We start from the raw sequence: 23,733 nt of genomic DNA on the forward strand, positions 1-23,733 counted from the left end.
GCGGATATTTGCGCACGTTGAGCGTATCGCCGAACGGCCCATTGGCCACTTGCCAAGCCGCGAATACGGTCGCATGAGACTGGCCGGCAAAGACCAGAGTCAACGAAGCAACGGCGAAAGTCGCAGCGAGCCGAGATCGAATAGTCATCATCTTTCCTCCCGGCCCACCTCATGGAGCCGACACCACCTCCAGATTACGGCCCTTGAACCCACCCTGACCGGCGTGATCATTCATCATTCAAAATTTTTCCCAAGCGAGACGCAATGACCAAGACTTCCCGATTTCCGATCGTCAGCCCGCCGACACCGCCGAAGCGGCCGGTTTACGACACGCATCACGGCATCACGCGAACCGACGAATATGCCTGGCTGCGGGCCGACAACTGGCAGGAGATGTTTCGGGACCCCTCCCTGCTCGATGCGGGCATCCGCGCCGAACTCGACGCCGAGAATGCCTACCAGTCGAAGCTGATGGCTGACACTTCAGACCTGCGGAAGCGGCTTTTCAAGGAGATGAAGGGCCGCATCAAGGAAGACGATTCTTCCGTTCCTATGAAAGACGGGCTCTATGCCTATGGGTCTTCCTTCAAGCTTGGCGGCGAGCAGCCTCGCTATTTCCGCATGCCGCGCGAGGGCGGCAGCGAGCAGATCCTGCTCGACGGCGACCTCGAGGCGGAAGGCAAGGCCTATTTCAGGCTCGGCGGCGTCGACCATTCGGCTGATCACCGCAAGCTGTTGTGGGCATTCGACGACAAGGGGTCCGAGTTCTACACGCTGCGCGTGCGCGACCTTGCCGATGGCAAGGAACTGCCGGACCAGATTCCGGCCACAGGCGGCTCGGGCGTGTGGGACGCGGGCAATGACGGGTTCTTCTATACGCGTCTCGACCCCAACCACCGGCCCTCGAAGGTGCTGTTCCACGCGCTTGGACAAGACCCTGAAACCGACCGCCTGATCTATGAGGAAACCGATCCCGGCTTCTTCATGAATGTCGACGGCACCCGCGACAACCAATGGATCATGATCGGCATCAACGATCACGAGACCTCGGAATATCGGCTGTTGAGCGCCAGCGATCCGTTTGCCGAACCCAGACTGGTTTCAGCGCGCGAGACCGGCCTTCAATATGAGTTGGAGGAAGGCGGCGACATATTCTTCATCCTGACCAATGCGGACGGCGCCAAGGACTTCAAGATCATGACGGCGCCGGCAAGCGATCCGGTCCGCGCCAACTGGCAGGAGCTGGTAGCGCATGAACCGGGCCGGCTGATCCTGTCGGTGATCGGCTTCAAGGACCATATGGTCCGGCTCGAGCGCAAGGAGGGCCTGCCGCGCATCGTCGTGCGCGACCGGATCAGTGGCGAAGAGCATCTTCTGTCTCTCGATGAAGAGGCTTTCTCGCTCGGCCTGTCGGGCTCCTATGAATACGACACCGAGATCATGCGCTTTTCCTATTCGTCGATGACGACGCCGGCGCAGGTGTTCGACTACAATATGCGCACCCGCGAGCGGGTCTTGCTCAAGACCCAGGAAGTGCCATCCGGCCATGATGCGGACCATTATGTCACCAGGCGGTTGATGGCGCCCGCCGCCGATGGCGAGTTGGTGCCGATCTCGCTTCTGCACCACCGTGACACGCCGCTGGACGGATCAGCCCCTTGCCTGCTCTACGGCTACGGCTCCTACGGCATCACAGTGCCGGCGGCGTTCAACACCAATTGCCTGTCGCTTGTCGACCGCGGCTTCGTCTACGCCATCGCTCATGTGCGTGGCGGCAAGGACAAGGGCTATGGCTGGTACGATGACGGCAAGCGGGCGCACAAGATGAACACGTTTACGGATTTCATCGCCTGTGCGCGCCATCTCGTTGCCGAGCGCTATACCGCGCATGACCGCATGGTCGCGCAAGGCGGCTCGGCCGGCGGGATGCTGATGGGCGCCATCGCCAATATGGCGCCGGACTGTTTTGGCGGCATCGTCGCCGAGGTTCCCTTCGTCGATGTGCTCACCACCATGCTCGACGCGACCTTGCCGCTGACACCGCCGGAATGGCCGGAATGGGGCAATCCCATCGCGTCCGCAGATGACTACCGCACCATCGCCGCCTATTCGCCCTACGACAATGTCGCGGCCCTCGACTATCCGCCCATCCTGGCGCTTGCCGGCCTCACCGATCCGCGCGTCACCTACTGGGAACCGGCCAAATGGGTGGCGCGGCTGCGCGATCGCAAGAGCGGCGACAATCCGGTGCTGTTCAAGATCAACATGGATTCCGGCCATGCCGGGGCCTCCGGCCGGTTTTCAAGGCTGGAGGAGATCGCCTATACCTATTCCTTCGCGCTGAAGGTGACGGGAAAGGCCCAGCTTGCCGAGGAGACGCTCAAATGATCGATCCGTCGACGTTGATTGCCTATATCGCCGTCGTGCTCGGCTTTGTCTTTATTCCGGGTCCGGCCACGCTGTTGACGATCGCCCGGGCAACGAGTTCGGGAACGAAGGTCGGGATCGCTACCGGCGCCGGGATCGCGGCCGGGGATATATTTCACACTGTCATGGCGATGGTCGGCATCTCGGCGATCATCGCCACGTCGGCGACGCTGTTCAGCATCGTAAAATATATCGGCGCGGCTTACCTCGTTTACCTCGGCATTCGCGCCATCATCGAGAAAACGCCGACCGATCCCTCTGCCGGCGCGCTCGCGATCTCCGCCGGCAAGGCGTTTCGGCAGGCCGTCCTGACCGAAGTGCTCAACCCCAAGACCGCGCTGTTTTTCCTGGCATTCCTGCCTCAGTTCGTGCGGCCCGAAAACGGCACGGTGATGCTTCAATTGGCCGTACTGGGAATTGTTTTTGTCGTGCTCGGTCTTTTCAGCACGGTCGTCTTTGCCGTGAGCGCGGGTCGCCTCGGCAGTTTCCTGCGCCGAAATCCGACTGTGCTGAAATGGCAGGGCAAGGTTGTCGGCGGCATCTACTGTGCCCTGGGCGTGCGCCTGGCCTTGCAGCAACGCTGAGGTTCCAGACAGCACGTTCACTTTTGGGTTCGGCGATCATGACTTTTTGAATTCCGTATTGCTCATTTTCCCTCGCAATTGCTGTCGTCGCGCGTTACCCCTGCACGACTTTCCCGGGCGATGAAGCCCGCACTCGCACAAGGGTCCATTATGCTGCTCGTCGACGTCTATCTCGACAAATCGCCGATCCAGGGCATTGGCGTCTTTGCCAAGCACCACATCCCCATGGGCACGCTGATCTGGAAGCTCGACCCCCGCTTCGACCGGATCATCGACGTCGAGACCTATGAGGGCGAGAGCGGGCCGGTGAAGAACTATCTCGACCGCTATTCCTACCCGGACCGGCGCGATCCGGCCTATATCGTCTTCGAAGCCGACGACGCTCGCTACATGAACCATGACGACGAGCCGAATTGCGATGTCTCCTCGCCAGAGGAAACCTATGCCTTGCGCGACATCGCGCCCGGCGAGGAACTGACCTGCAACTACAATCATTTCTTCGAGACGGGCTTCGATTTCCTCGGCGATCGGCACCTCTAACTCATTGTTTTGACGCAACTCCCAAGGGAACCGCGACGGCGCTTTCCCGGGCAAACCGCTTCACACTTTTCCTGGAATTACTCTAGTCGATAATCAGCTTGCCGGCTTGCGGGCGGGATAGCCGTTCGGGTGCGGCGGCACAGCTTTGAGATAGGCGGCGATCGCAGCCCGGTCCCCTGCTGTCAGTTCGGCCATGTTGCGCTGGACGTCGACCATCGCGCCGCCGACGGAATCGAAATTGGGCGTGAAGCCGGTTTCGAGGTAGTTGGCTATGTCAGCTTCCGACCAGTTGGCGAGGCCGCCCTTGCCCGATGTGATGTTGGGCACAATTCCACTGCCCTCGGCCGCCACGGCACCCGCCAGCCATTCGCCTTTCTTCGTTCCCCCTGCGAAGTCACGCGGCGTGTGGCATTCGCCACAATGGCCCGGCCCCTCGACCAGATAGCGGCCGGCCACGACCCGATCAGGCGCGCCGTCGGCCAGGGTAACAACAGGCTGGTCGCTGAGATAGAGGCGCTTCCACAGGCCGATGCCACGCCTGACGTTGAACGGGAACGCCAGCGAATTGCCCGGCGCCTTGCCGGCGACAGCGGGCAGCGTCTTCAGGAAGGCATAGAGATCGGCAATGTCCGATGGCTTCATGCGGGTATAGGACGCGTAGGGAAAGGCCGGATAGAAATGCTCGCCGGACGGTGAAACGCCCTTGAGCATGGCGTTGGCGAGATCGTCGACCGACCACGCACCGATGCCGTCCTTTGGGTCTTGCGAAATGTTGGGCGGAACAAAGGTGCCGAACGGCGTCTTGAGTTGGAGGCCACCAACCAGCTGAAGCCGCGCATCACCCTGCGAGCCCGGCTTCGCATGGCAGGAGGTGCAGCCGCCGGCATAGAAAATGCGCTTGCCTTTAGTCGCGTCGCCCGGCCCGAGTTGCGCCAGGGCCGCCGCGTCCAGCTTGACCGGGGCCGACAGCAGCCAACCACCGGCCGCGCCGACGCCTCCCAGAATGAGGGCCGCGCCGACCAGCTTCTTCAGCCATGCCATATCAGGCAATCAGCCCTTCTTGATCCTGTAGCCCTGATGGCAGGTGCCGCAATCCGAACCGATGGCGCCGACTTGCGCTTTCAGCGTGTCGACATCGGCGGGAGCCGCCGCGACCGCGGCCTTGACGTTGGCGAGATACTTCTCCTCGGCGGCCTTGAAGCCTGCCGTGTCTTCCCAGATTTTCGGCCCCGCCGTGGTGTCGCCGGCATCGCTGCCTTTCGGGAACAAGGCATCGACGTCGAACTTCTCGGCATTCACCTGCAGCGCCTGCAGTTGCGTCAGCACGGCAGCGGCATCAAAGGAGTCCTCACCCTTGGCGACTTTCGCCAAGCCGCCGACGATCTTTCCGCGTTCCTTCATCAGAGCCTGCCGGTCGATGATCGGATCGGCAAAGGCCGCCGAACCGGCGAAGGCGAGCATTGAGATGGCGATGACAAGCTTTCTCATTCATTTGGCTCCGTGATGAAGGTATTTGGGACACGACGTTAACGGATGCGGCGGACGGAATATTCCCAGTCCTCGGATGGTTTTTTCCGGACCTTCGCAGCCACCGATATCGATACGGAAAAAGAAAAGCCCCGGGACTGCCGGGGCCTTTCTGATTATCGATTACTTCGCCTTTTCGTAGAGCTCCAGCACATGATCCCAGTTGATCAGGCTGTCGACGAAGGCCTCGAGATATTTCGGGCGGGCGTTGCGGTAGTCGATGTAATAGGAGTGCTCCCAGACGTCGACGCCGAGGATCGGCGAGGCGCCATGAACGAGCGGGTTTTCGCCGTTCGGGGTCTTCGAGATCGCCAGCTTGCCGTCCTTGACGGACACCCAGGCCCAGCCCGAACCGAACTGCGTCGTGCCGGCGGCGACAAAATCAGCCTTGAACTTGTCGTAGCCGCCGAGATCGCTGTCGAAAGCCTTCTGCAGCGCGCCCGGCAGCTTGTTGCCGCCGCCGCCCTTCTTCATCCACTTCCAGAAATGGATGTGATTGTAGTGCTGCGCGGCATTGTTGAAGAGACCGGCATTCTTGCCGAACGACTGCTTGACCACCTCTTCGACAGACAGATCACCCATCCCGGCCTCGGCAGCCAGCTTGTTGCCATTGTCGACATAGGCCTTGTGATGCTTGTCGTGGTGATACTCCAGCGTCTCTTTCGACATATAAGGCTGCAAGGCCTCATAGTCGTAGGGCAGAGCGGGCAATTCAAAAGCCATGGGTAGTACTCCCTCGTGGAAAAATCCGGTGTGGATACCGGATCAAGATAGGTCTGGATTGAGCTGGGACAACTCCGGAAGTGAAGCGCCGGTTCCCTTTCTAAGCGGGTTCCGGAAAACTGTCACACGGTTTTCCTGCGGCGAAGCGCGCAGCACCAAAAAGGCCGAACCGGCGCGTCAGCCGGCCGATTTCGAATGCGCCCAATCCCAGTAGAGCTCGCGCGCCTTTTTGGCCACCGGGCCGGGTTGCAGATTGCGATCCTCGATGCGGGTGATCGGCACCACCTTGGAATGGTTGCCGGTCGAGAATATTTCGTCCGCCTCGAGGAAATCGCGCACCGACAGCGTCTTTTCCGTCGTCTTGAATCCGTACTCGCCCAGCAGCGTCATCGTGCGCGAGCGTGTGATGCCGGACAGGAAGGTGCCGTTCGGCGCCGGCGTCAGCACGTGGCCATCCTTGACCAGGAAGATGTTGGAACTTCCGGTCTCGGCGACGTTGCCTAGCATGTCCAGCACCAGCGCATTGTCGAAGCCGCGCATCTTGGCTTCGAGGATGGCGCGGCCATTGTTGGGATAGAGGCACCCGGCCTTGGCGTTGGTCGGCATGGTCTCGATCGTCGGGCGCCGGAACGGCGACACGGTCACCGAAAACCCGGTCGGCGAGATCATCGGCGATTCATAAAGGCAGAGGCAAAAACGGGTCGAAGCGGGATCGGCCGGCACGCCCATGTAGCCGCCATGCTCGGCCCAGTACATCGGCCTGACATAGACCGCCGTCTTGCCGTCGAACTTCTTCAATCCGTCCCAGGTCAGCCCGACGATCTGTTCGGGCGACATGTTCGGCTTGAGGCCGAGCGCGATCGCCGAGGCGTTCACCCGCCTGGCATGCAGGTCGAGGTCGGGCGCCACACCCTCGAACCAGCGTGCGCCATCGAACACGCTGGTGCCAAGCCACATGGCGTGGCTGCGCGGGCCCAGAATGGCGACATTGCCCTCGTACCAGTCGCCGTCGACGAAAGTCCATGTCGCGGATTGCGCCGCTGCCGCCAATGTCATCGTGTTGTCCCGTTCCGATCAATCTTGTGTGACAACATTGGATGACGCTTTGGCCGCAGCCGTCAACGGGCATTGGGGAGTTTTGTTGAGGCCAGCGGCGGCGCGATGCAATCAAGGCTTGCACCTTGCCCCGCCTCGCCCCAAAACTGTCGCCATGCAATACGCCGCCTATGTTTTCGACGCCTATGGCACGCTGTTCGACGTGCATGCCGCCGTGCGCCGCCATGCCGACCGGATCGGACCGGATGGCCAGTTGCTGTCTGAAATCTGGCGCGCCAAGCAGCTCGAATATTCCTGGGTACGCTCACTGATGGGCGCCTATGCCGATTTCTGGCAGTTGACCGAACAGGCGCTCGACTTTGCCTTGCGCAAGGTCCCCTCCGCCGATCCCGGCCTCAGGACGAAGCTGTTGGAAGCCTACTGGCGGCTGGACTGCTACCCGGAGGTACCGGCCGTGCTGAAGGCGCTCAAGGCCTCTGGGGCCAGGCTGGCGATCCTCTCCAACGGCTCGCCCGAAATGCTGGAAGCGGCGGTCAAGTCCGCCGCGCTCGACCAGGTTCTGGACGATATCTATTCGGTCGATACGGTACGACGCTTCAAGACCGATCCGGCGGTCTATGACATGGTCGCCACCGGCTGGCGCCTCTATCCGGGCGCGGTGTCCTTCCAGTCCTCCAATCGCTGGGACATTGCCGGCGCCACCAAATTCGGCTTCCGCACGGTGTGGATCAACCGCTCCAACCAGCCCGAGGAGTACGCGGACTTTTCGCCGGCCCTGATCCTGCCGACACTCGAAGCGCTCGTGCCCGGCAACTAGGGCTGTGGCCCTGCCGCCACAGTGGCGGCGCAGTCACAGCTTCGCCTTTGTTTGTCCACGTTCGGGCCAGAATCGGAACCGCCTATCGCCCCAGGTGTTGTCAGGCACCTGCAACGGTCGTCGGCGTATTGACGCTTTGTTGCGATTTGAGACCTAAAGAAGGCAGCCATGTCCATAGCCGAAATCGAATTCTATCGCCTAAGCCGTCGCGGCTTTCTCAACGCCGCAGCATTGGGCGCCGCATCGATCGCGGTTTCCGCATGCGCCACCACCGGGCCAGGCTCGGTCGAGCCGCCGCCGCCGCCAACCTATGTCGAGCCGCCGCTCGCCGACTATGCGTCGATGTATGCGGCCGTCAGCGATGGCGGCTTCGACCTGCCTGCCATCCCCTTCGACAGGATCGATCCACAGTTCCTGCGCCAGATCGTTCCCGACCCGACCGGGCAGAAGCCTGGAACCGTCATCGTCGATACGACGGGCCATTTCCTCTATCTGGTTCGTCCGGGCGGCCAGGCCATCCGCTACGGCGTCGGTCTCGGCCGCGCCGGCTTCGAATGGTCGGGTGACGCCGTCGTGCAGTGGAAGCAGAAATGGCCGAAATGGACGCCGCCGGATGAAATGATCGCCCGACAGCCGGAATTGAAGCCATACAGCGCCGACAATGGCGGCATGCCCGGCGGGCTGAAGAACCCGCTCGGCGCCCGCGCGCTCTATCTCTTCCAGGGCAATGTGGACACGCTCTATCGCCTGCACGGCTCGCCGGAATGGAAATCGATCGGCAAATCGGTGTCGTCGGGCTGCGTGCGCCTGATGAACCAGGACATCATCGACCTCTACGACCGGGTGCCGTCGAAAACCCCCGTCATCGTGACCAGCGACGCCAGCCAGCCGATGGCGGCGGCAGCGACGGCCGACCACAAGGCCATCCCGATCGACGCCGGCGTGCCGGACGGGTCGGTGCTGCTCGGCCCGGTCAAGGCTGTGACGAACGCGATCTTCTGATCTGACAGCACCTATACAAATGCTTAGCGCCCCCGCATTCAAGGGAACGCGCGGCGACAAGCCTGCATTGGATCAGTGGGCGGCTCAGCGGCCTCTTGACAGGCTCCCCAGGATCCCGCGCACAATGGCGCGTCCGACCGACGAGCCGACCGAGCGCACCACGGACTTGATCGCGGCCTCGGCCACCGTCTGGCGATTGGAAGGGCGCGGCGCTGGCGCGCGACGGCCACCGGACTGCGGTGCGGGATCGTCATCGCCGAAGCCCGGAATGGTCCAGCGCGAACCGCCTGTGCCCGCCTGCTGGGCCTGCGCTTCCGCGTCCTGCGCGTCCTTGGCCTTTTTCTGCAGGATCTCGAAGGCCGATTCGCGGTCGATGACCTGGTCATACTGGCCGATGACCGGGCTTTCGGCGATCAGCTTTTGCCGCTCGGCGGGGGTTATGGGTCCAAGCCGCGAGGATGGTGGGCGGATCAGCGTGCGCTGCACCATGGACGGCACGCCCTTGGCTTCAAGCGTCGAAACCAGCGCCTCGCCGGTGGCGAGCTGGGTGATGGCGGTGGCACAGTCGAAATCAGGGTTGGGTCTGAAGGTTTCCGCCGCCGTCCGAACCGCCTGCTGCTCACGCGGCGTATAGGCGCGCAGCGCGTGCTGGACGCGATTGCCGAGCTGGGCCAGCACCTTTTCGGGAATATCCAGGGGGTTCTGGGTGACGAAATAGACGCCGACGCCTTTCGAGCGGATCAGGCGGACCACCTGCTCGACGCGGTCGATCAGCACCTTTGGCGCCTCGTCGAACAAAAGATGCGCCTCGTCGAAGAAGAACACCAGCTTCGGCTGGTCGGGATCGCCGACCTCGGGCAGTTCCTCGAACAGTTCCGACATCAGCCAGAGCAGGAAGGTCGCGTAGAGGCGCGGGTTCATCATCAGCTTGTCGGCGGCCAGGACGCTGACGGCGCCCCGACCGTCACGCGTGGTGCGCATGATGTCGGAGATGCGCAGAGCTGGCTCGCCGAAGAAGTTGGCTGCGCCCTGTTGCTCCAGCACCAGCAGCGTGCGCTGGATGGCGCCCACCGACGGCTTGGTGACATTGCCGTAGCGCGCGCTGATCTCCTCGGCGCGCTCGGCGAGGTTGGCAAGCAACGCCTGCAAATCCTTGAGATCGAGCAGCAGCAGACCCTCCTCATCGGCAATGCGGAAGGCAATGTTCATGATGCCCTCCTGCGCGTCGGTCAGGTTCATCAGCCGCGACAGGAGCAGCGGTCCCATTTCCGAAATGGTGGCGCGGATGGGGTGGCCCTGCTCGCCGAACAGGTCCCAGAAGATGACAGGGAATTCCTGGAAGTCGTAGGGGGCAAGCTTGACCTGCGCGGCCCGCTTGACCAGGAAATCCTGCGCCGAGCCCATCATGGCGATGCCAGACAGGTCGCCCTTGATGTCGGCGCAGAACACCGGCACGCCGGCATTCGAAAACCCCTCGGCCAGGATCTGCAAGGTGACGGTCTTGCCGGTGCCGGTGGCACCCGTCACCAGGCCATGGCGATTTCCATATTGCAGCAGCAATTGCTCCGGGCGCTGATAGCTGTCGTCGGGCTTGCGGCTGGCGCCGATGAAAATACTGGTATCGTCAGCCATATGTAGGTCTCCGCAAACTGATGTGTCAAAAGCCAGCCTTTGCCCGAAGGTATAGTGAGGCTGTCGCACAGCGACAATGCCAATCGTCCAGAGGGGCCAATCGTCCCAATGAGGCCTATCGTCGAAATCGGATTTTGGAACTTGCGGATTTTGCCGGTGTTTGGCAATCGTTCATGGTTCGTCCATGCAAGCCGACCTATATCTGATGGATCGAATTCAGACCCGGGAAGCGCATTGCGATAACCGACCGGGAACCGTAGACTGAACCGCCCGGCTGGTGCGGCCATATGAACGAGGAAGATGGATGGGCGCCGGAGCCTTGACCAAGGATGTTGAACCAGCGGGCGCCGAGCGCCAGCGATGGCTGGCCCTGGCGGAAAAGGCACTGGCTGGCGCATCCTTCGAGGAAAAGCTGGTTTCGCACACCGACGACGCCATCCGCATCGAGCCACTCTATGACCGGGTGAGCGGGGCCGAACCACTCGTGCGCGCGAATCCCCGATCGCCCTGGATCGTCAGCCAGCGCGTCGACGACCCCAATGTCAATCGCGCCAAGGCCCAGGTTCTGGACGATATCGCGCAGGGCGCGACAGGACTGTCGCTCGTCTTCGAAGGCGCACCGAACGCTTTCGGCTACGGCCTGCCGAGAACCGCTCAGGCGCTGGAAACGGTGCTGGAGGGCGTGCCCCTCAACCGGGTCCAGATCCGCATCGACACCCACCCGTGGAGCCGCCCCATGGCCGACTGGCTGGTGGCGTTCCTGAGCAAGCGCCGCTCCGATCCGGCAAAACTCAACCTGTCCTTCGGCATCGACCCGGCGGCGATCCTTGCCGGCACCGGCCGGCTGCGCATGTCGATCGAGGCGCTGCAGGAATCGATGCCCCAGTCGCTGGCGCATTTCTTCTCGATGGGCGTTCCCGGCGTGCTTCTGGAGGCGGATGGTCGCGTCTTCCACAATGCCGGCGCCACGGAAGCGCAGGAACTCGGCATTATGCTGGCTTCGGCGGTCTCGTATCTGAGGATGTTCGAGAAGGCGCGGCAGCCGTTGGTCTATGCCGCGCCGCATATCGGCTTCGCGCTCAGCGTCGACCAGGACCAGTTCCTCTCCATGGCCAAGGTGCGGGCCTTGCGCAGGCTGTGGGCACGCGTGCAGGAAACCTGCTCGATCCCCAACTCCACCGCCAACATCCATGCCGAAACATCATTCCGCATGATGACGGCGCTGGATCCCGAAACCAACATCCTGCGCACGACGATCAGTTGCTTCGCCGCGGCGGCGGGGGGAGCCGATTCGATCTCCATCCTGCCGCACACGATCGCGCACGGCCTGCCGGCGCCTTTTGCCCGCCGCGTCGCGCGCAACGCGCAGCTGATCATGGCCAATGAAAGCCATGTCGATCATGTCGCCGATCCCGCCTATGGGTCCGGCGCGGTCGAAGCACTGACGGCGGACCTTTGCGAAGCCGCCTGGGCGGAGTTGCAGGCGATCGAGGCCGAAGGTGGCGTATTGTCGAGCCTTCGGGACGGACATATCCAACAGCGCGTTCGCACTGCCGCCGCCCGGCGCGACGCAGCCTTCAAGGCCGGTGAGCGGGCCATCATCGGCACCACACTCTATCCACAAAAGGGCGAACGCCCGGTCGAGACGCTGGATGCGGAACAGCGGCCTGCCTTCACCGAAGGCGTCGTGCTGTGCGAAGCGCTGTTCCCGTCCCGCATCGACCAATCCATCGAGGCTGCCTCTTGATCCCGGATTTCAGTCAGGTCGGCTGGGCGCCGCCGCGCCGCGCGCCGGTCGAGGTCAAGGGCCAGCGGGTGACGCCGGAAGGGCTTGTCGTCAAGCATCTGTACAATCAGGGCGACCTCAAGGGCCTGCCGCATCTCGACACCTATCCAGGCTTGCCGCCCTTCGTGCGCGGCCCCTACCCGACCATGTACGTCCAGCAGCCCTGGACGATCCGACAATATGCCGGCTTCTCCACGGCCGAGGAATCCAACGCCTTTTACCGGCGCAATCTTGCCGCCGGCCAGAAAGGCCTGTCGGTCGCCTTCGATCTCGCCACGCATCGTGGCTATGACAGCGACCACCCACGTGTTGCCGGCGATGTCGGCATGGCGGGCGTCGCCATCGATTCCATTCTCGACATGCGGCAGCTGTTCGACGGCATTCCGCTCGGCGACATGACCGTGTCGATGACGATGAACGGCGCGGTGCTGCCTATCATGGCGCTTTACATTGTCGCGGCGGAAGAACAGGGCGTTGCGCAGAAGGATCTGGCAGGCACCATTCAGAACGACATTCTGAAGGAGTTCATGGTCCGCAACACCTATATCTATCCGCCAAAACCCTCGATGCGGATCGTGTCGGACATCTTCTCCTACACGTCGAAGAACATGCCGAAGTTCAATTCGATATCGATCTCCGGCTACCACATGCAGGAAGCCGGTGCGACGGCTGACCTGGAGCTCGCTTATACGATCGCCGATGGCATCGAATATGCCCGCGCCGGCGTCGCGGCGGGCCTCGACATCGACCGCTTCGCGCCACGCCTGTCCTTCTTCTGGGCGATCGGCATGAACTTCTTCATGGAAGTGGCCAAGCTCAGGGCAGCGCGCCTGCTGTGGGCCACCCTGATGAAGAAGAATTTTGCGCCGAAGGACGAACGTTCGCTGTCGCTGCGCACCCATTGCCAGACGTCCGGCTGGTCGCTGACCGCGCAGGATCCCTACAACAACATCATCCGCACCATGATCGAGGCGATGGCGGCGACACAAGGGCATACCCAGTCGCTGCACACCAACTCCTTCGACGAGGCGATGGCGCTGCCGACCGATCATTCGGCGCGCATCGCCCGCAATACGCAGCTCGTCCTGCAGAAGGAATCCGGCACCACGCGCATCATCGATCCGTGGGGCGGTTCGGCCTACCTCGAACGGCTGACCCATGATCTCGCGGCGCGCGCGCTGAGCCATATCGAGGAGGTCGAGGCTCTGGGTGGCATGGCCGCCGCGACCGAACAAGGCATTCCGAAGCTGCGCATCGAAGAAGCGGCGGCGCGCACGCAGGCGCGCATCGATTCAGGCGAGCAGATGCTGGTCGGCGTCAACGCGCATCGCCCCGAGAACGACATCGAGGTCGATGTGCTGAAGATCGACAATGCCGAGGTCAGAGCCCGGCAATTGTCCAAGCTGCAGCGGCTGAAGGGCACGCGCGATGTCGCGGCGGTGGAAAGCGCGCTCGATGCGCTGACCCGCGCCGCGCAAGGCAATGAGAACCTTCTGGAGTTCGCCGTCCGCGCCGCGCGCGCCAATGCCACGGTCGGCGAGATCTCGTTTGCGCTCGAAAGAGCCTTTGGCCGGCACGTCGCGACGGTGCAGACCATTTCAGGTGTCTATCGCAAGGCGCTTGGCGACAGTCCCGTGGTCGACGGGCTGCAGGACAAGCTCGCAGCTTTCGAGAAGAAAAACGGCGGCAAGCCGCGCATCCTCGTTGCCAAGATGGGACAGGACGGCCACGACCGTGGGCAGAAGGTGATCGCCACCGCCTTCGCCGATCTCGGCTTCGACGTCACTGTCGGCGCGATGTTCCAGACGCCGGAAGAGATCGCGAAACTGGCGGTCCAGCATGACGTCCACGTCATCGGCGCCTCATCACTGGCGGCGGGACATCTGACGCTAATCCCCGAATTGCGCGACGCGCTGAAAAAGCTCGGCCGGGGCGACATGCTGATCGTGGCCGGCGGCGTCATCCCGCCGCAGGACTACGACGCGGTGCTGCAGGCCGGTGCGGCGGAAATCTTCCCGCCGGGTACTGTTATTCCGAAAGCGGCGGATCGGCTGATGGATCGGCTGCTGGCGGGCTGAGCGCAAATATTCCTGTATCGCCGGAAAAGGTTGTGCCACAATGAAGGATGCAACCAGAGGCAACAGCCGTGAAGACTATCATCTGCAAGCTCGATGATGGATCAGGCGCCGTGATCTTGCCACGGGAAATGCTCGACAGCCTGAAGCTGCAAATGGGCGATCAACTCCAGATTATTGAAACCGGTGACGGCGCCCTTCTAAGGCCAGTGGAGAGTGACGACGTGGAACGGCAGATGCGCGCTGCTCGTGATATCATGGACAAGTATGAGGTCGCATTGCAAAGGCTGGCCAAGTAGACGAAGCGAGCTGGCGTCAACTGTCCGAGAGCTTGACGATTTCCCATTCCTTGCCGTTGACCGCGGCCACGTCGCCGACCTTCTTGCCGAACAGGGCGACGGCCATCGGCGAAACATGCGAAATGCTTCCCTTGGTGGGATCGGCCTCGTCCTCGCCGACGATCTTCCAATGCACCTTCTTGCCGTCGTCGCCTTCCAGCGTGACGCCCATGCCGAAGCGGACGACGTCGCTGCCGGGCTCCGGCACGGAAAGCTCGGCGTTTTCGCGCCGGGCCGTCCAGTAGCGCAAGTCGCGTGACACCACCGCGATGCGCTCGCGGTCTGCCTTCCTCTCGGCTTTCGCCAGAACGTCGCGCAGATCGGCCAGATGCTCCTCGATCTGCGCCAGGCCGCGGTCCGTCACCAGATTGCGGTGCGGGCTGATCGGCCGCTCGCCGACGCCGGCAATGGCATTCTCGCTGTCTTCTTCGCGCGTAAAAGCTCTGCTCATTGCCTGAACCTAAGCCTCGAGCGACTGCTCGACAAGTCGTTGTGAAAAGGAACGGAACGTTTGGCACGATTCCTGCGACATCAGGGGTGAACGCTGGGATTTTGTGCCGATGTTGAACAGACGAACGCTGCTAACCGGAACCGCCGGCTTTGCCGTCGTGGGCCTTGCGCTCGACAAAGCGGCGGCAGCCGGCCTGACCGGTATCGAAAAAGCCTCGATGCGCGGTTCCATCAATGCCACCGAACTCGGCGTGCAGCCCGGCACATTCGACGACCAGAGCAAGGCCTTCGCCAAGCTGCTGCGAGACGCGAACAGCCGGGACATGCCGGTGTTCCTGCCGGCGGGCACCTATGTGGTGTCCAATCTCTCGCTGCCCAGCCGCGTGCGTCTTTCCGGCGTGCCGGGCGCGACGCGGATCGTCTATGGTGGCGACGGCCACCTCTTCATGGCCGAACAGGCCGACCATATCGAACTGAGCGGGCTGGTCTTCGACGGTTCGAACCGCTCGATGGGCGACTATGCGCAAGGGCTGCTCGACCTGCGCCGGGTCGGCCACCTCGTCGTCGACAATTGCCAGATAACCGGCAGCGGCAAGAACGGGCTGGCGCTGGAACATGCGACAGGCCGCATCGAACGATCCGACATATCGGGCGCGGCGGACGCCGGCATCTATTCGGTCGAGGCGGCTGGACTGGCAATATCAGGCAACACGGTCTCCGACTGCGCCAATGGCGGCATCCTGGTGCATCGCTGGCAGGCGGCCGAAGACGGCACCATGGTGACCGGCAACCGTGTCGAACGCATCGGCGCGCGCAGCGGCGGGACCGGCCAGAACGGCAATGGCATCAACGCCTTCCGTGCCGGCAACGTCATCATTTCGGGCAATGTCGTCTCGGATTGCGCTTTCTCGGCGATCCGCGCCAACAGTTCCAGCAATTTGCAGATTTCCAGCAATACCTGCTCGCGCTCGGGCGAGACCGCGGTCTATTCCGAATTCTCGTTCGAGGGTGCGGTCATCAGCAACAACATCGTCGATGGCGCGGCCAACGGCATCTCGATCGTCAACTTCAACGAGGGCGGCCGCATGGGTGTCTGCTCCGGCAACATCGTGCGCAATCTGTCGACCAGCGGACCCTACACCGCCGATTCGCCCGGCTTCGGCGTCGGCATTGGCGTCGAGGCAGACACAATCGCTTCCAACAACGTCATCGAGAACGCGCCGCTTTACGGCATGTCGATCGGCTGGGGGCCGTATCTGCGCAATGTGGTCGCCACCGGCAACATCATCCGCAAGGCTGGCACCGGCATCGTCGTCAGCGTGGTCGAGGGTGCGGGCACGGCCGTCATCTCGGACAATGTCATCGACGGCACCTCGAAGGGCGCCGTCATCGGGCAGCGATGGGCCGAGCCTGTGACAGCCGACCTCACCCAGTTAAGCAACAGTGGCTTTGCCCATCTGACCGTCGAGCGCAATCGGGTCAGCTGAGGGCGGCAGTCGGCCTCACCGAGCCTACCTTGGCTCCGATCCGGCTTTGGATCGGCGCGTTTGCCAGTTCAATGAGCTTCGCCGCCAGGGCCTCGTCCGCACGCAGCAGCTTGGCGAGCACGGTGGCGACCATGGCTTCGCTGGCGCGGTGGGCGCCATCATCGCATTTGAGCGCGATACCGAGGCCAAGCTCCGGAATTGCGGCGCAGTGGACACCTTCGGCGCCGCCTTTCGCAAAGATCCGGCCCGGTGCTGCTTCCATCAGCGCGACGTCCTCGCGGCCGGTGCCGGCGACAAAGAAGGGCTCCGCCATGCAGGCAGCCAGCAGCCGTTTTGCCGCCTTGGCCCGTTCGGGGCCGAAACCATTTGTCGTGGCCATTCGGGCAAAGCCGAGCGCGAAGCTCCTCAGCGGCGCCGCATAGGTCGGGATCGAGCAGCCGTCTGTGGCCCGCTCATCGGCGCCATGGACGGCACCTGTGACCGACTGCATCGCGTCGCGTACCATCTCCTGCAGTGCGTGCCCCGCCTTGACGTAGCCACGGTGCGCAATGCCGGAATGCACGCAGGTGCAGAGGAAGCCGGAATGTTTTCCCGAACAGTTGTTGTGCAGCGCATTCGGAGAACCGCCGGCACTCGCGAGTGCGATCTCCGCAGCATGGTTCGAGGGCCAATGTGCGCCGCATTCAAGTGCGGACCCGTCCAGCCCGGCATTGGCCAGCATGGACCGCGCCAGTTCGACATGCTCCGGTTCGCCCGAATGCGACGCGCAGGCCAGCGCCAGCTCGCGGCTGCCGAAGCCAAAGGCATCGGCAGCGCCGCTTTCGACCAGCGGCAACGCCTGGATTGCCTTGACTGCCGAGCGCGGAAACACCGGCTTCGAGGTGTCGCCGATCTCCAGGACCGGTTTGCCGTCGGCGTCGAAAACCGCGACGGCGCCGCGATGCGCGCTCTCGACGATCGCGCCGCGCAGAACCTCGATCAGAACCGGATTTGCCATGCCACCTCCCGCAGCGCATCACCTCGAAAATCGAAATCGGTTCTCGAGGTCAAGCGCAAAGTCAAAGCGCTACAGCGTCCTTTGCGCGCCCCAAAAGGCGCGCGCGCTGTAATGCTGGGGCGGTTTACCTGATCCGGTCGAGAATGGAAACGTAGTTGGCGACCGCCGCGCCACCCATGTTGAAGATGCCGCCAAGCTTCGCGCCCGGCACCTGGATGCCGCCGGCTTCACCGACAAGCTGCATGGCGGTCAAGACATGCATGGAGACACCGGTGGCGCCGATCGGATGGCCCTTTGCCTTGAGCCCGCCGGAAGGGTTGACCGGCAGGCGGCCGTCCTTGGCCGTCGTGCCATCCAGCGCCAGCTTCGCGCCCTCGCCGGGCTTGGCCAGGCCCATCGCCTCATATTCGATCAGTTCGGCGATGGTGAAGCAGTCATGCGTCTCGACGAAGGACAGATCGTCGAGCGTCACGCCGGCGTTCTTCAGCGCCCGGGTCCAAGCTTGCTCACAGCCTTCAAACGCGAGAATATCGCGCTTCGACATGGGCAGGAAATCCTGCACATGCTCGTTGGCGCGGAAGGCGACGGCGCGGCGCATCTTCAGCGCGGTCGCCGTGTCGGCAAGGACAAGGGCAGCAGCGCCGTCGGAGACCAGCGAGCAGTCCGTGCGCTTCAAGGGACCGGCGACGAAGGGGTTCTTCTCGCTCTCCTGGCGGCAGAATTCGTAGCCGAAATCCTTGCGCATCTGCGCATAGGGATTGTCGACGCCGTTCTTGTGGTTCTTGGCGGCGATCATCGCCAGCGCGTCCGACTGGTCGCCATAGCGCTGGAAATAGGCCTGCGCGATCTTGCCGAAGACGCCGGCGAAGCCCGCGGGTGTCTCGCCATCCTCCGGCAGATAGGAAGCCTTCAGCAGATTCTTGCCGATCTCCGGTCCGGGCGTCGTCGTCATCTGCTCGGCGCCGACCACCAGCACGATGCGGGCAGCGTTGGCGTCGATGGCACGGATGCCTTGCCGGACCGCCGCCGATCCCGTCGCGCAGGCGTTCTCGACACGCGTTGCCGGCTTGAAGCGCAGCCGGTCGTCGGCCTGCAGCACCAGGCTCGCGGTGAAATCCTGCGCCGAAAAGCCGGCGTTGAAATGGCCGAGCACGATCTCGTCGACCTCGTCCGGGCCGATACCGGCATGGTCGAGCGCATCCGTCGCCACCTTGACGATCAGGTTTTCGAGCGTCTCGCCCTCAAGCTTGCCGAAGCGCGAATGCGCCCAGCCGACGATGCATGCGGTCATGGCGGTCTCCATCCTTGGCGCCAAGCTTATCATGTGGGCTCGTGGCGCACTTCGCCTTATTGTTCAAATATAAACAATCCTACCCGGTCCGGGAAGAGCCGGAAGCAGACAATCGCTTGGTACAGGCGGAGCAGCCTCGATTTTTTTGTTGATTGACCCGTCAATAAAAAATAATCCTGTCTCAAAGGACCCCAGCGAGATGCCGAAAGTCGGAATGGAGCCACTGCGCCGCAAGGCGCTCATCGACGCGACGATCTCGGCGATCGGCGAGCGTGGCTCGCTTGACGTGACCATGTCCGAGATCGCCGGGCGCGCCGGCGTGTCCTCCGCCCTTGCCCATCACTATTTCGGCGCCAAGGACGAACTGCTGTTCGCGACGATGCGGCACATTCTCGCCGAACTGACCACCGACATGCGCCGAGCCCTGCAGTCCACCAGGTCCCCGCGCGAACGCGTCTCCGCCGTGGTCGCCGTCAACTTCTCCGACATGCAGTTCCAGGCCGAAACCATCGCCGCCTGGCTCGCCTTCTATGTCGAGGCGCAGAAATCATCGGCCCTGCGCCGGCTGCTCAAGGTCTATGCGCGGCGGCTGCATTCCAACCTGATGAGCGGGCTGACCGGCATCCTGCCCAGGGCCGAGGCCGACCGCGCCGCCGAAGCGACAGCGGCGATGATTGACGGGCTCTACATCAGGCGTGCGCTGAAGGACGGCGTGCCCAACGCCGCGACCGCGATCGCGCTGGTCGAGGACTATCTCGAAACCAAACTCGGCGAGCGGCAAAAGCGGTGACAGCGAAGCGACCCAATTTCCTGATCGTGATGGTCGATCAGCTCAACGGGACTTTTTTTCCCGATGGGCCTGCGGATTTCCTGCATGCGCCGCATCTGAAGGCACTCGCGGCGCGTTCGGCCCGATTCAGGAACAACTACACCGCCTCGCCGCTCTGCGCGCCGGGCCGCGCCTCGTTCATGAGCGGCCAGTTGCCGTCGCGCACCGAGGTCTATGACAATGCCGCCGAATTCGCCTCGTCGATCCCGACCTTTGCCCATCATTTGCGCGTCAACGGCTATCTCACAGTGCTGTCGGGCAAGATGCATTTCGTCGGGCCAGACCAGTTGCACGGCTTCGAGGAGCGGCTGACCACGGACATCTATCCCGCCGATTTCGGCTGGACGCCGGACTACCGCAAGCCCGGCGAGCGCATCGACTGGTGGTATCACAATCTGGGCTCGGTGACCGGCGCCGGCGTCGCCGAGATCTCAAACCAGATGGAATATGACGACGAGGTCGCCTTCCATGCCGTGCAGAAGCTCTACGACTTCGCCCGCGTCTCCGACGATGCCGCGCACCGGCCTTGGTGCCTGACGGTTTCCTTCACCCATCCGCACGATCCCTACGTGGCGCGGCGGCAGTACTGGGATATCTATGAGGATTGCCCAGCGCTCGAACCTGAAGTGGGCTTCATCCCCTACGACAGCCAGGACCCGCATTCGCAACGGCTCTACAAGGCTTCCGACTACGACAGTTTCGACATCACGGCAGAACAGATCCGCCGCTCGCGGCGCGGCTATTTCGCCAACATCTCCTATCTCGACGACAAGGTCGGCGAGTTGCTGTCGGTGCTGGAACGCACACGCATGCTCGACGACACGATCATCCTGTTCTGCTCCGACCACGGCGACATGCTTGGCGAGCGCGGCCTGTGGTTCAAGATGTGCTTCTTCGAGGGCTCGGCGCGGGTGCCGCTGATGATCGCCGGCAAGGACATTCCCGCCGGGCTTGTCGAAGCGCCGGTGTCCAATCTCGACGTGACGCCGACGCTGTGCGACCTCGCCGACATCGACATGAGCGCGATCGCGCCATGGACCGACGGCCAGTCGCTGCTGCCGCTGCTCGATGGGAGGTCACGCACCGCGCCGGTGCTGATGGAATATGCGGCCGAGGGCTCCAACGCACCGTTGGTGGCGATCCGCGAAGGCCGCTACAAGTTCGTCCACTGCGAGATCGATCCGCCGCAACTCTATGATATCGAAGCCGACCCACATGAACTGAGCAATCTCGCCACAGATCCGGCGCATGCGGATCGGGTGGCGGCTTTCCTGGAAAAGGTGCGCGCACGCTGGGACATGGCGGCCTTCGATGCCGCCGTGCGCGCCAGCCAGGCCCGGCGCTGGGTGGTCTATCCGGCGCTGCGCAACGGCACGCACTACCCCTGGGAGTTCCAGCCGCTGCAAAAGGCCTCGGAACGCTACATGCGCAACCACATGGATCTCAACGTGCTCGAAGAGCAGAAACGCTTTCCGCGAGGTGAATGATGGCAGACCTTCTCGTCCCTTCGCTGGCCCATCTCAAGCAGGCCTATGCCGTCACCTCCAGGGCGACGCAGATCACGCCGCTGCTGGAGTCGACAGCACTCGCCAGGGAGACCGGTGCTGCCCGCGTGTTCATCAAGCCGGAATCGCTGCAATGGGCCGGATCCTTCAAGATACGCGGCGCCTATTGGCGGCTGAAGCGGCTTTCGGCCGACGAGGGGAGGAAAGGCGTCGTCGCCTATTCCTCCGGCAATTTCGCGCAAGGGCTGGCGGCCGCCGGCCAGGCGCTCGGCATTCCCGTCACCATCGTCATGCCGATCGATGCGCCGGCCGCCAAGCGTGACGCGACGGCGGGCTATGGCGCGCGTGTGGTGCTGACAGACCACGGCGAGCGCGCGCGAGAAGAGGTCGCCGCCGCCAAGGCGCGCGAGATCTCCGAGACGGAAGGTCTGGCCCTGCTGCATCCGTTCGACGATCCGGAGATCGTCGCTGGCCAGGCTGGCGCTGGTCTCGAAGCGCTCGACCAGCTTGAGGCCAAGGACGCCAGTGCCGACCTGTTGTTCTGCTCGGTCGGCGGCGGTGGGCTGATCGGCGGCGTTTCGCTCGCCTTCCACTATCTGTCGCCGGCGACAGAGATCATCGGCGTCGAGCCGGAAGGTTTTAATGGCATGGGCTCGTCGCTGGCGCATGGCAGCATCGAGTCCATGCCGATCGGGCCGAAATCGATTTGCGACGGGCTGATGTCGCGACGGCCCGGTGACGCGCCGTTCGCGGCGGTCAAGACCGCCGGTGTTCGCGGCATCACTGTCGACGATCAATCGGTGCGACGTGCCATGCGGATCGCCTTCGAGCGGATGAAGCTGGTGCTGGAGCCGTCCGGGGCTGCGTCGCTGGCGGCGCTACTCGGCGGCAAGGTGGATGTGGCGGGTAAAACTGTCCTTGTTGTGGCTACCGGCGGCAATGTCTCGCTCGCCGATTTTATGGCGCATATGAACCATGCTTGAAGCGGATTTCGTTATCATCGGCTCCGGCTCGGCCGGCTCGGCCATGGCCTATCGCCTGTCGGAAGACGGCAAGCATTCGGTCATCGTCATCGAATTCGGCGGCAGCGATATCGGGCCGCTGATCCAGATGCCGTCGGCGTTGTCGATCCCGCTCAATATGAGCCTCTACGACTGGGGTTTCGCCAGCGAGCCGGAGCCGCATCTCGGCGGCCGTGTGCTGGCGACGCCGCGCGGCAAGGTGATCGGCGGTTCGTCCTCGATCAACGGCATGGTCTATGTGCGCGGCCATGCCCGCGACTTCGACCACTGGGCCGAAGAGGGCGCGACCGGCTGGGGCTTCGCCGACGTGCTCCCCTATTTCAAGCGCATGGAGGACAATGACGGCGGCGAGGACGGCTGGCGCGGACATGGCGGGCCGCTGCATGTGCAGCGTGGCTCGCGCAAAAATCCGCTCTACGGCGCCTTCGTCGAAGCTGGCCGCCAGGCCGGGTTCGAGCTGACCGACGACTACAACGGCTCCAAGCAGGAAGGTTTCGGGTCGATGGAACAGACCATCCGCGGTGGCCGCCGCTGGTCGGCTGCGTCAGCCTATCTGAAGCCGGCGCTCAAGCGGAAAAACGTGAGTCTGGTCAAGGGCTTTGCCCGTCGGGTGATCATCGAGAATCAACGCGCCATCGGCGTCGAAATCGAGGCTCACAAACAGATTCAGGTCGTTAAGGCCCGACGTGAGGTGATTGTCGCCGCCTCGTCGATCAATTCGCCGAAGATCCTGATGCTGTCCGGCATCGGCCCGGCGGAGCATTTGCGCGAAAACGGCATCGCCGTGGCGGCCGACCGGCCCGGCGTCGGCCGCAATCTGCAGGATCATATGGAGCTTTATATCCAGCAGGAATCGACCAAGCCGATCACGCTGAATTCGGTGCTCAATCCATTCTCGAAAGCGCTGATCGGCGCACAGTGGCTGTTCTTCAAGTCCGGCCTCGGCGCCACCAACCATTTCGAGGCCGCCGCCTTCGTGCGCTCGCGCGCCGGTGTCGATTATCCAGACATTCAGTACCATTTCATCCCGGCGGCTGTGCGCTATGACGGCAAGGCGGCAGCGAAGTCGCACGGCTTCCAGGCACATGTCGGGCCGATGCGATCAAAGTCGCGCGGCTCGGTGACGCTGCGTTCGCCGGACCCGAAAGCAAAGCCCGTGATCCGCTTCAACTACATGTCGCATCCGGACGACTGGACTGAGTTCCGCCACTGCATCCGGCTGACCCGCGAAATCTTCGGCCAGTCGGCCTTCGAAGCTTTTCGCGGCCAGGAAATCTCGCCGGGCAGCCATGTGCAGTCGGATGATGATCTCGACGTCTTCATCCGCGACCATGCCGAAAGCGCCTACCACCCCTGTGGCACTTGCAAGATGGGCCGCGCCGATGATGTGACGAGCGTTGTCGATCCGGAATGCCGTGTCATCGGCGTCGACGGGCTGCGGGTCGCCGATTCCTCGATCTTCCCGCGTGTCACCAACGGCAATCTCAATGCGCCGTCGATCATGACCGGCGAGAAGGCGTCCGACCACATTCTTGGCCGCACGCCGCTGGCGCCGTCCAACCAGGAGCCATGGATCAATCCGCGCTGGCAGGCGTCGGACAGATAGAGCATGATCCACCCGACAGATTGAGCCGTCCCTAGATTG

General features: G+C 63.1%; 21 protein-coding genes. 13 read left to right on the forward strand and 8 right to left on the reverse strand.

From position 1 onward, the window contains the following. Positions 1-264 precede the first annotated feature (264 nt). The 3 genes from ACWGS8_RS26055 (at position 265) to ACWGS8_RS26065 (ending at position 3,551) form a co-directional block, all read left to right on the forward strand. The gene (locus ACWGS8_RS26055) at positions 265-2,388 is read left to right on the forward strand and encodes a S9 family peptidase (protein ID WP_454583590.1); all 2,124 of its coding nucleotides are present in this window, start codon (positions 265-267) and stop codon (positions 2,386-2,388) included. Next, positions 2,385-3,011 carry a LysE family translocator gene (locus ACWGS8_RS26060; RefSeq protein ID WP_454583591.1) on the forward strand — a complete coding sequence of 209 codons (627 nt, stop codon included), beginning with the start codon at positions 2,385-2,387 and terminating at the stop codon, positions 3,009-3,011. The genes ACWGS8_RS26055 and ACWGS8_RS26060 overlap by 4 nt, the downstream gene beginning before the upstream one ends. A gap of 150 nt (positions 3,012-3,161) precedes the next feature. Next, positions 3,162-3,551, forward strand: a complete 390-nt coding sequence (locus ACWGS8_RS26065) for an SET domain-containing protein (protein WP_454583592.1) — start codon at positions 3,162-3,164, stop codon at positions 3,549-3,551. Between the two features lie 93 nt (positions 3,552-3,644). On the opposite strand, the gene ACWGS8_RS26070 is transcribed toward ACWGS8_RS26065, so the two are convergent. From ACWGS8_RS26070 to ACWGS8_RS26085, 4 genes are all read right to left on the reverse strand, one after another. After that, complete coding sequence (locus ACWGS8_RS26070) at positions 3,645-4,592, reverse strand: c-type cytochrome (RefSeq protein WP_454583653.1); 948 nt, start codon at positions 4,590-4,592, stop codon at positions 3,645-3,647. Between the two features lie 9 nt (positions 4,593-4,601). Next, on the reverse strand, positions 4,602-5,039 hold the full coding sequence (locus ACWGS8_RS26075; RefSeq protein WP_454583593.1) for a c-type cytochrome: 438 nt from the start codon (positions 5,037-5,039) through the stop codon (positions 4,602-4,604). Between the two features lie 162 nt (positions 5,040-5,201). Further along, a complete protein-coding gene (locus tag ACWGS8_RS26080) occupies positions 5,202-5,801 on the reverse strand; it encodes a superoxide dismutase (RefSeq protein ID WP_019857106.1) in 600 nt (199 codons plus the stop codon). Positions 5,802-5,978: 177 nt separating this feature from the next. Next, positions 5,979-6,857 carry a branched-chain amino acid aminotransferase gene (locus tag ACWGS8_RS26085; RefSeq protein WP_454583594.1) on the reverse strand — a complete coding sequence of 293 codons (879 nt, stop codon included), beginning with the start codon at positions 6,855-6,857 and terminating at the stop codon, positions 5,979-5,981. Between the two features lie 154 nt (positions 6,858-7,011). On the opposite strand from ACWGS8_RS26085, the gene ACWGS8_RS26090 reads away from it, so the two are divergent. Then, positions 7,012-7,674, forward strand: coding sequence for a haloacid dehalogenase type II (locus tag ACWGS8_RS26090; protein WP_454583595.1), 663 nt, complete (start codon positions 7,012-7,014; stop codon positions 7,672-7,674). A 168-nt stretch (positions 7,675-7,842) separates the two neighbouring features. Beyond that, positions 7,843-8,676 carry a L,D-transpeptidase gene (locus ACWGS8_RS26095; protein ID WP_454583596.1) on the forward strand — a complete coding sequence of 278 codons (834 nt, stop codon included), beginning with the start codon at positions 7,843-7,845 and terminating at the stop codon, positions 8,674-8,676. Positions 8,677-8,760: 84 nt separating this feature from the next. On the opposite strand, the gene ACWGS8_RS26100 is transcribed toward ACWGS8_RS26095, so the two are convergent. Next, positions 8,761-10,308, reverse strand: coding sequence for a helicase HerA-like C-terminal domain-containing protein (locus ACWGS8_RS26100; protein ID WP_454583597.1), 1,548 nt, complete (start codon positions 10,306-10,308; stop codon positions 8,761-8,763). A gap of 304 nt (positions 10,309-10,612) precedes the next feature. Here ACWGS8_RS26100 and ACWGS8_RS26105 point away from each other — a divergent pair, with 304 nt between their 5' ends. The 3 genes from ACWGS8_RS26105 (at position 10,613) to ACWGS8_RS26115 (ending at position 14,468) form a co-directional block, all read left to right on the forward strand. Beyond that, on the forward strand, positions 10,613-12,055 hold the full coding sequence (locus ACWGS8_RS26105; protein WP_454583598.1) for a methylmalonyl-CoA mutase subunit beta: 1,443 nt from the start codon (positions 10,613-10,615) through the stop codon (positions 12,053-12,055). Further along, positions 12,052-14,172, forward strand: coding sequence for a methylmalonyl-CoA mutase (gene scpA, locus ACWGS8_RS26110; protein WP_454583599.1), 2,121 nt, complete (start codon positions 12,052-12,054; stop codon positions 14,170-14,172). The genes ACWGS8_RS26105 and scpA overlap by 4 nt, the downstream gene beginning before the upstream one ends. Positions 14,173-14,240: 68 nt before the next feature. Continuing rightward, the gene (locus ACWGS8_RS26115) at positions 14,241-14,468 is read left to right on the forward strand and encodes an AbrB/MazE/SpoVT family DNA-binding domain-containing protein (RefSeq protein WP_454583600.1); all 228 of its coding nucleotides are present in this window, start codon (positions 14,241-14,243) and stop codon (positions 14,466-14,468) included. Positions 14,469-14,484: 16 nt separating this feature from the next. Here ACWGS8_RS26115 and greA read toward each other — a convergent pair whose 3' ends face one another. Beyond that, positions 14,485-14,958: a transcription elongation factor GreA gene (gene greA / locus ACWGS8_RS26120; RefSeq protein WP_454583601.1), complete on the reverse strand. Its 474-nt coding sequence runs from the start codon at positions 14,956-14,958 to the stop codon at positions 14,485-14,487. Between the two features lie 109 nt (positions 14,959-15,067). Here greA and ACWGS8_RS26125 point away from each other — a divergent pair, with 109 nt between their 5' ends. Further along, positions 15,068-16,444, forward strand: a complete 1,377-nt coding sequence (locus tag ACWGS8_RS26125; RefSeq protein ID WP_454583602.1) for a TIGR03808 family TAT-translocated repetitive protein — start codon at positions 15,068-15,070, stop codon at positions 16,442-16,444. Here ACWGS8_RS26125 and ACWGS8_RS26130 read toward each other — a convergent pair. Both ACWGS8_RS26130 and ACWGS8_RS26135 read right to left on the reverse strand, forming a co-directional pair. Next, complete coding sequence (locus tag ACWGS8_RS26130; protein ID WP_454583603.1) at positions 16,437-17,441, reverse strand: asparaginase; 1,005 nt, start codon at positions 17,439-17,441, stop codon at positions 16,437-16,439. The genes ACWGS8_RS26125 and ACWGS8_RS26130 overlap by 8 nt on opposite strands. 124 nt (positions 17,442-17,565) lie before the next feature. Continuing rightward, complete coding sequence (locus tag ACWGS8_RS26135) at positions 17,566-18,732, reverse strand: acetyl-CoA acetyltransferase (RefSeq protein ID WP_454583604.1); 1,167 nt, start codon at positions 18,730-18,732, stop codon at positions 17,566-17,568. 199 nt (positions 18,733-18,931) lie between these two features. On the opposite strand from ACWGS8_RS26135, the gene betI reads away from it, so the two are divergent. From betI to betA, 4 genes are read left to right on the forward strand one after another with little or no spacing between them, the layout of a single operon-like run. Further along, the gene (betI, locus tag ACWGS8_RS26140; protein WP_454583605.1) at positions 18,932-19,522 is read left to right on the forward strand and encodes a choline-binding transcriptional repressor BetI; all 591 of its coding nucleotides are present in this window, start codon (positions 18,932-18,934) and stop codon (positions 19,520-19,522) included. Further along, positions 19,519-21,048, forward strand: coding sequence for a choline-sulfatase (betC, locus tag ACWGS8_RS26145; protein WP_454583606.1), 1,530 nt, complete (start codon positions 19,519-19,521; stop codon positions 21,046-21,048). Before betI ends, betC begins: the two co-directional genes overlap by 4 nt. Continuing rightward, positions 21,045-22,049, forward strand: a complete 1,005-nt coding sequence (locus tag ACWGS8_RS26150) for a threonine/serine dehydratase (RefSeq protein WP_454583607.1) — start codon at positions 21,045-21,047, stop codon at positions 22,047-22,049. The genes betC and ACWGS8_RS26150 overlap by 4 nt, the downstream gene beginning before the upstream one ends. Beyond that, positions 22,042-23,694, forward strand: coding sequence for a choline dehydrogenase (gene betA / locus ACWGS8_RS26155; protein WP_454583608.1), 1,653 nt, complete (start codon positions 22,042-22,044; stop codon positions 23,692-23,694). Before ACWGS8_RS26150 ends, betA begins: the two co-directional genes overlap by 8 nt. Positions 23,695-23,733: the final 39 nt, after the last annotated feature.

It is taken from the genome of Mesorhizobium sp. 43Arga, assembly GCF_053714255.1.

Excerpts from the sequence above, each read along its gene's own strand:
- ACWGS8_RS26055 (WP_454583590.1), top strand. The coding sequence starts at position 265 with ATGACCAAGACTTCCCGATTTCCGATCGTCAGCCCGCCGACACCGCCG.
- ACWGS8_RS26060 (WP_454583591.1), top strand. The coding sequence starts at position 2,385 with ATGATCGATCCGTCGACGTTGATTGCCTATATCGCCGTCGTGCTCGGC.
- ACWGS8_RS26065 (WP_454583592.1), top strand. The coding sequence starts at position 3,162 with ATGCTGCTCGTCGACGTCTATCTCGACAAATCGCCGATCCAGGGCATT.
- ACWGS8_RS26070 (WP_454583653.1), bottom strand. The coding sequence starts at position 4,592 with ATGGCATGGCTGAAGAAGCTGGTCGGCGCGGCCCTCATTCTGGGAGGC.
- ACWGS8_RS26075 (WP_454583593.1), bottom strand. The coding sequence starts at position 5,039 with ATGAGAAAGCTTGTCATCGCCATCTCAATGCTCGCCTTCGCCGGTTCG.
- ACWGS8_RS26080 (WP_019857106.1), bottom strand. The coding sequence starts at position 5,801 with ATGGCTTTTGAATTGCCCGCTCTGCCCTACGACTATGAGGCCTTGCAG.
- ACWGS8_RS26085 (WP_454583594.1), bottom strand. The coding sequence starts at position 6,857 with ATGACATTGGCGGCAGCGGCGCAATCCGCGACATGGACTTTCGTCGAC.
- ACWGS8_RS26090 (WP_454583595.1), top strand. The coding sequence starts at position 7,012 with ATGCAATACGCCGCCTATGTTTTCGACGCCTATGGCACGCTGTTCGAC.
- ACWGS8_RS26095 (WP_454583596.1), top strand. The coding sequence starts at position 7,843 with ATGTCCATAGCCGAAATCGAATTCTATCGCCTAAGCCGTCGCGGCTTT.
- ACWGS8_RS26100 (WP_454583597.1), bottom strand. The coding sequence starts at position 10,308 with ATGGCTGACGATACCAGTATTTTCATCGGCGCCAGCCGCAAGCCCGAC.
- ACWGS8_RS26105 (WP_454583598.1), top strand. The coding sequence starts at position 10,613 with ATGGGCGCCGGAGCCTTGACCAAGGATGTTGAACCAGCGGGCGCCGAG.
- greA (WP_454583601.1), bottom strand. The coding sequence starts at position 14,958 with ATGAGCAGAGCTTTTACGCGCGAAGAAGACAGCGAGAATGCCATTGCC.
- ACWGS8_RS26125 (WP_454583602.1), top strand. The coding sequence starts at position 15,068 with ATGTTGAACAGACGAACGCTGCTAACCGGAACCGCCGGCTTTGCCGTC.
- ACWGS8_RS26130 (WP_454583603.1), bottom strand. The coding sequence starts at position 17,441 with ATGGCAAATCCGGTTCTGATCGAGGTTCTGCGCGGCGCGATCGTCGAG.
- ACWGS8_RS26135 (WP_454583604.1), bottom strand. The coding sequence starts at position 18,732 with ATGACCGCATGCATCGTCGGCTGGGCGCATTCGCGCTTCGGCAAGCTT.
- betI (WP_454583605.1), top strand. The coding sequence starts at position 18,932 with ATGCCGAAAGTCGGAATGGAGCCACTGCGCCGCAAGGCGCTCATCGAC.
- ACWGS8_RS26150 (WP_454583607.1), top strand. The coding sequence starts at position 21,045 with ATGATGGCAGACCTTCTCGTCCCTTCGCTGGCCCATCTCAAGCAGGCC.
- betA (WP_454583608.1), top strand. The coding sequence starts at position 22,042 with ATGCTTGAAGCGGATTTCGTTATCATCGGCTCCGGCTCGGCCGGCTCG.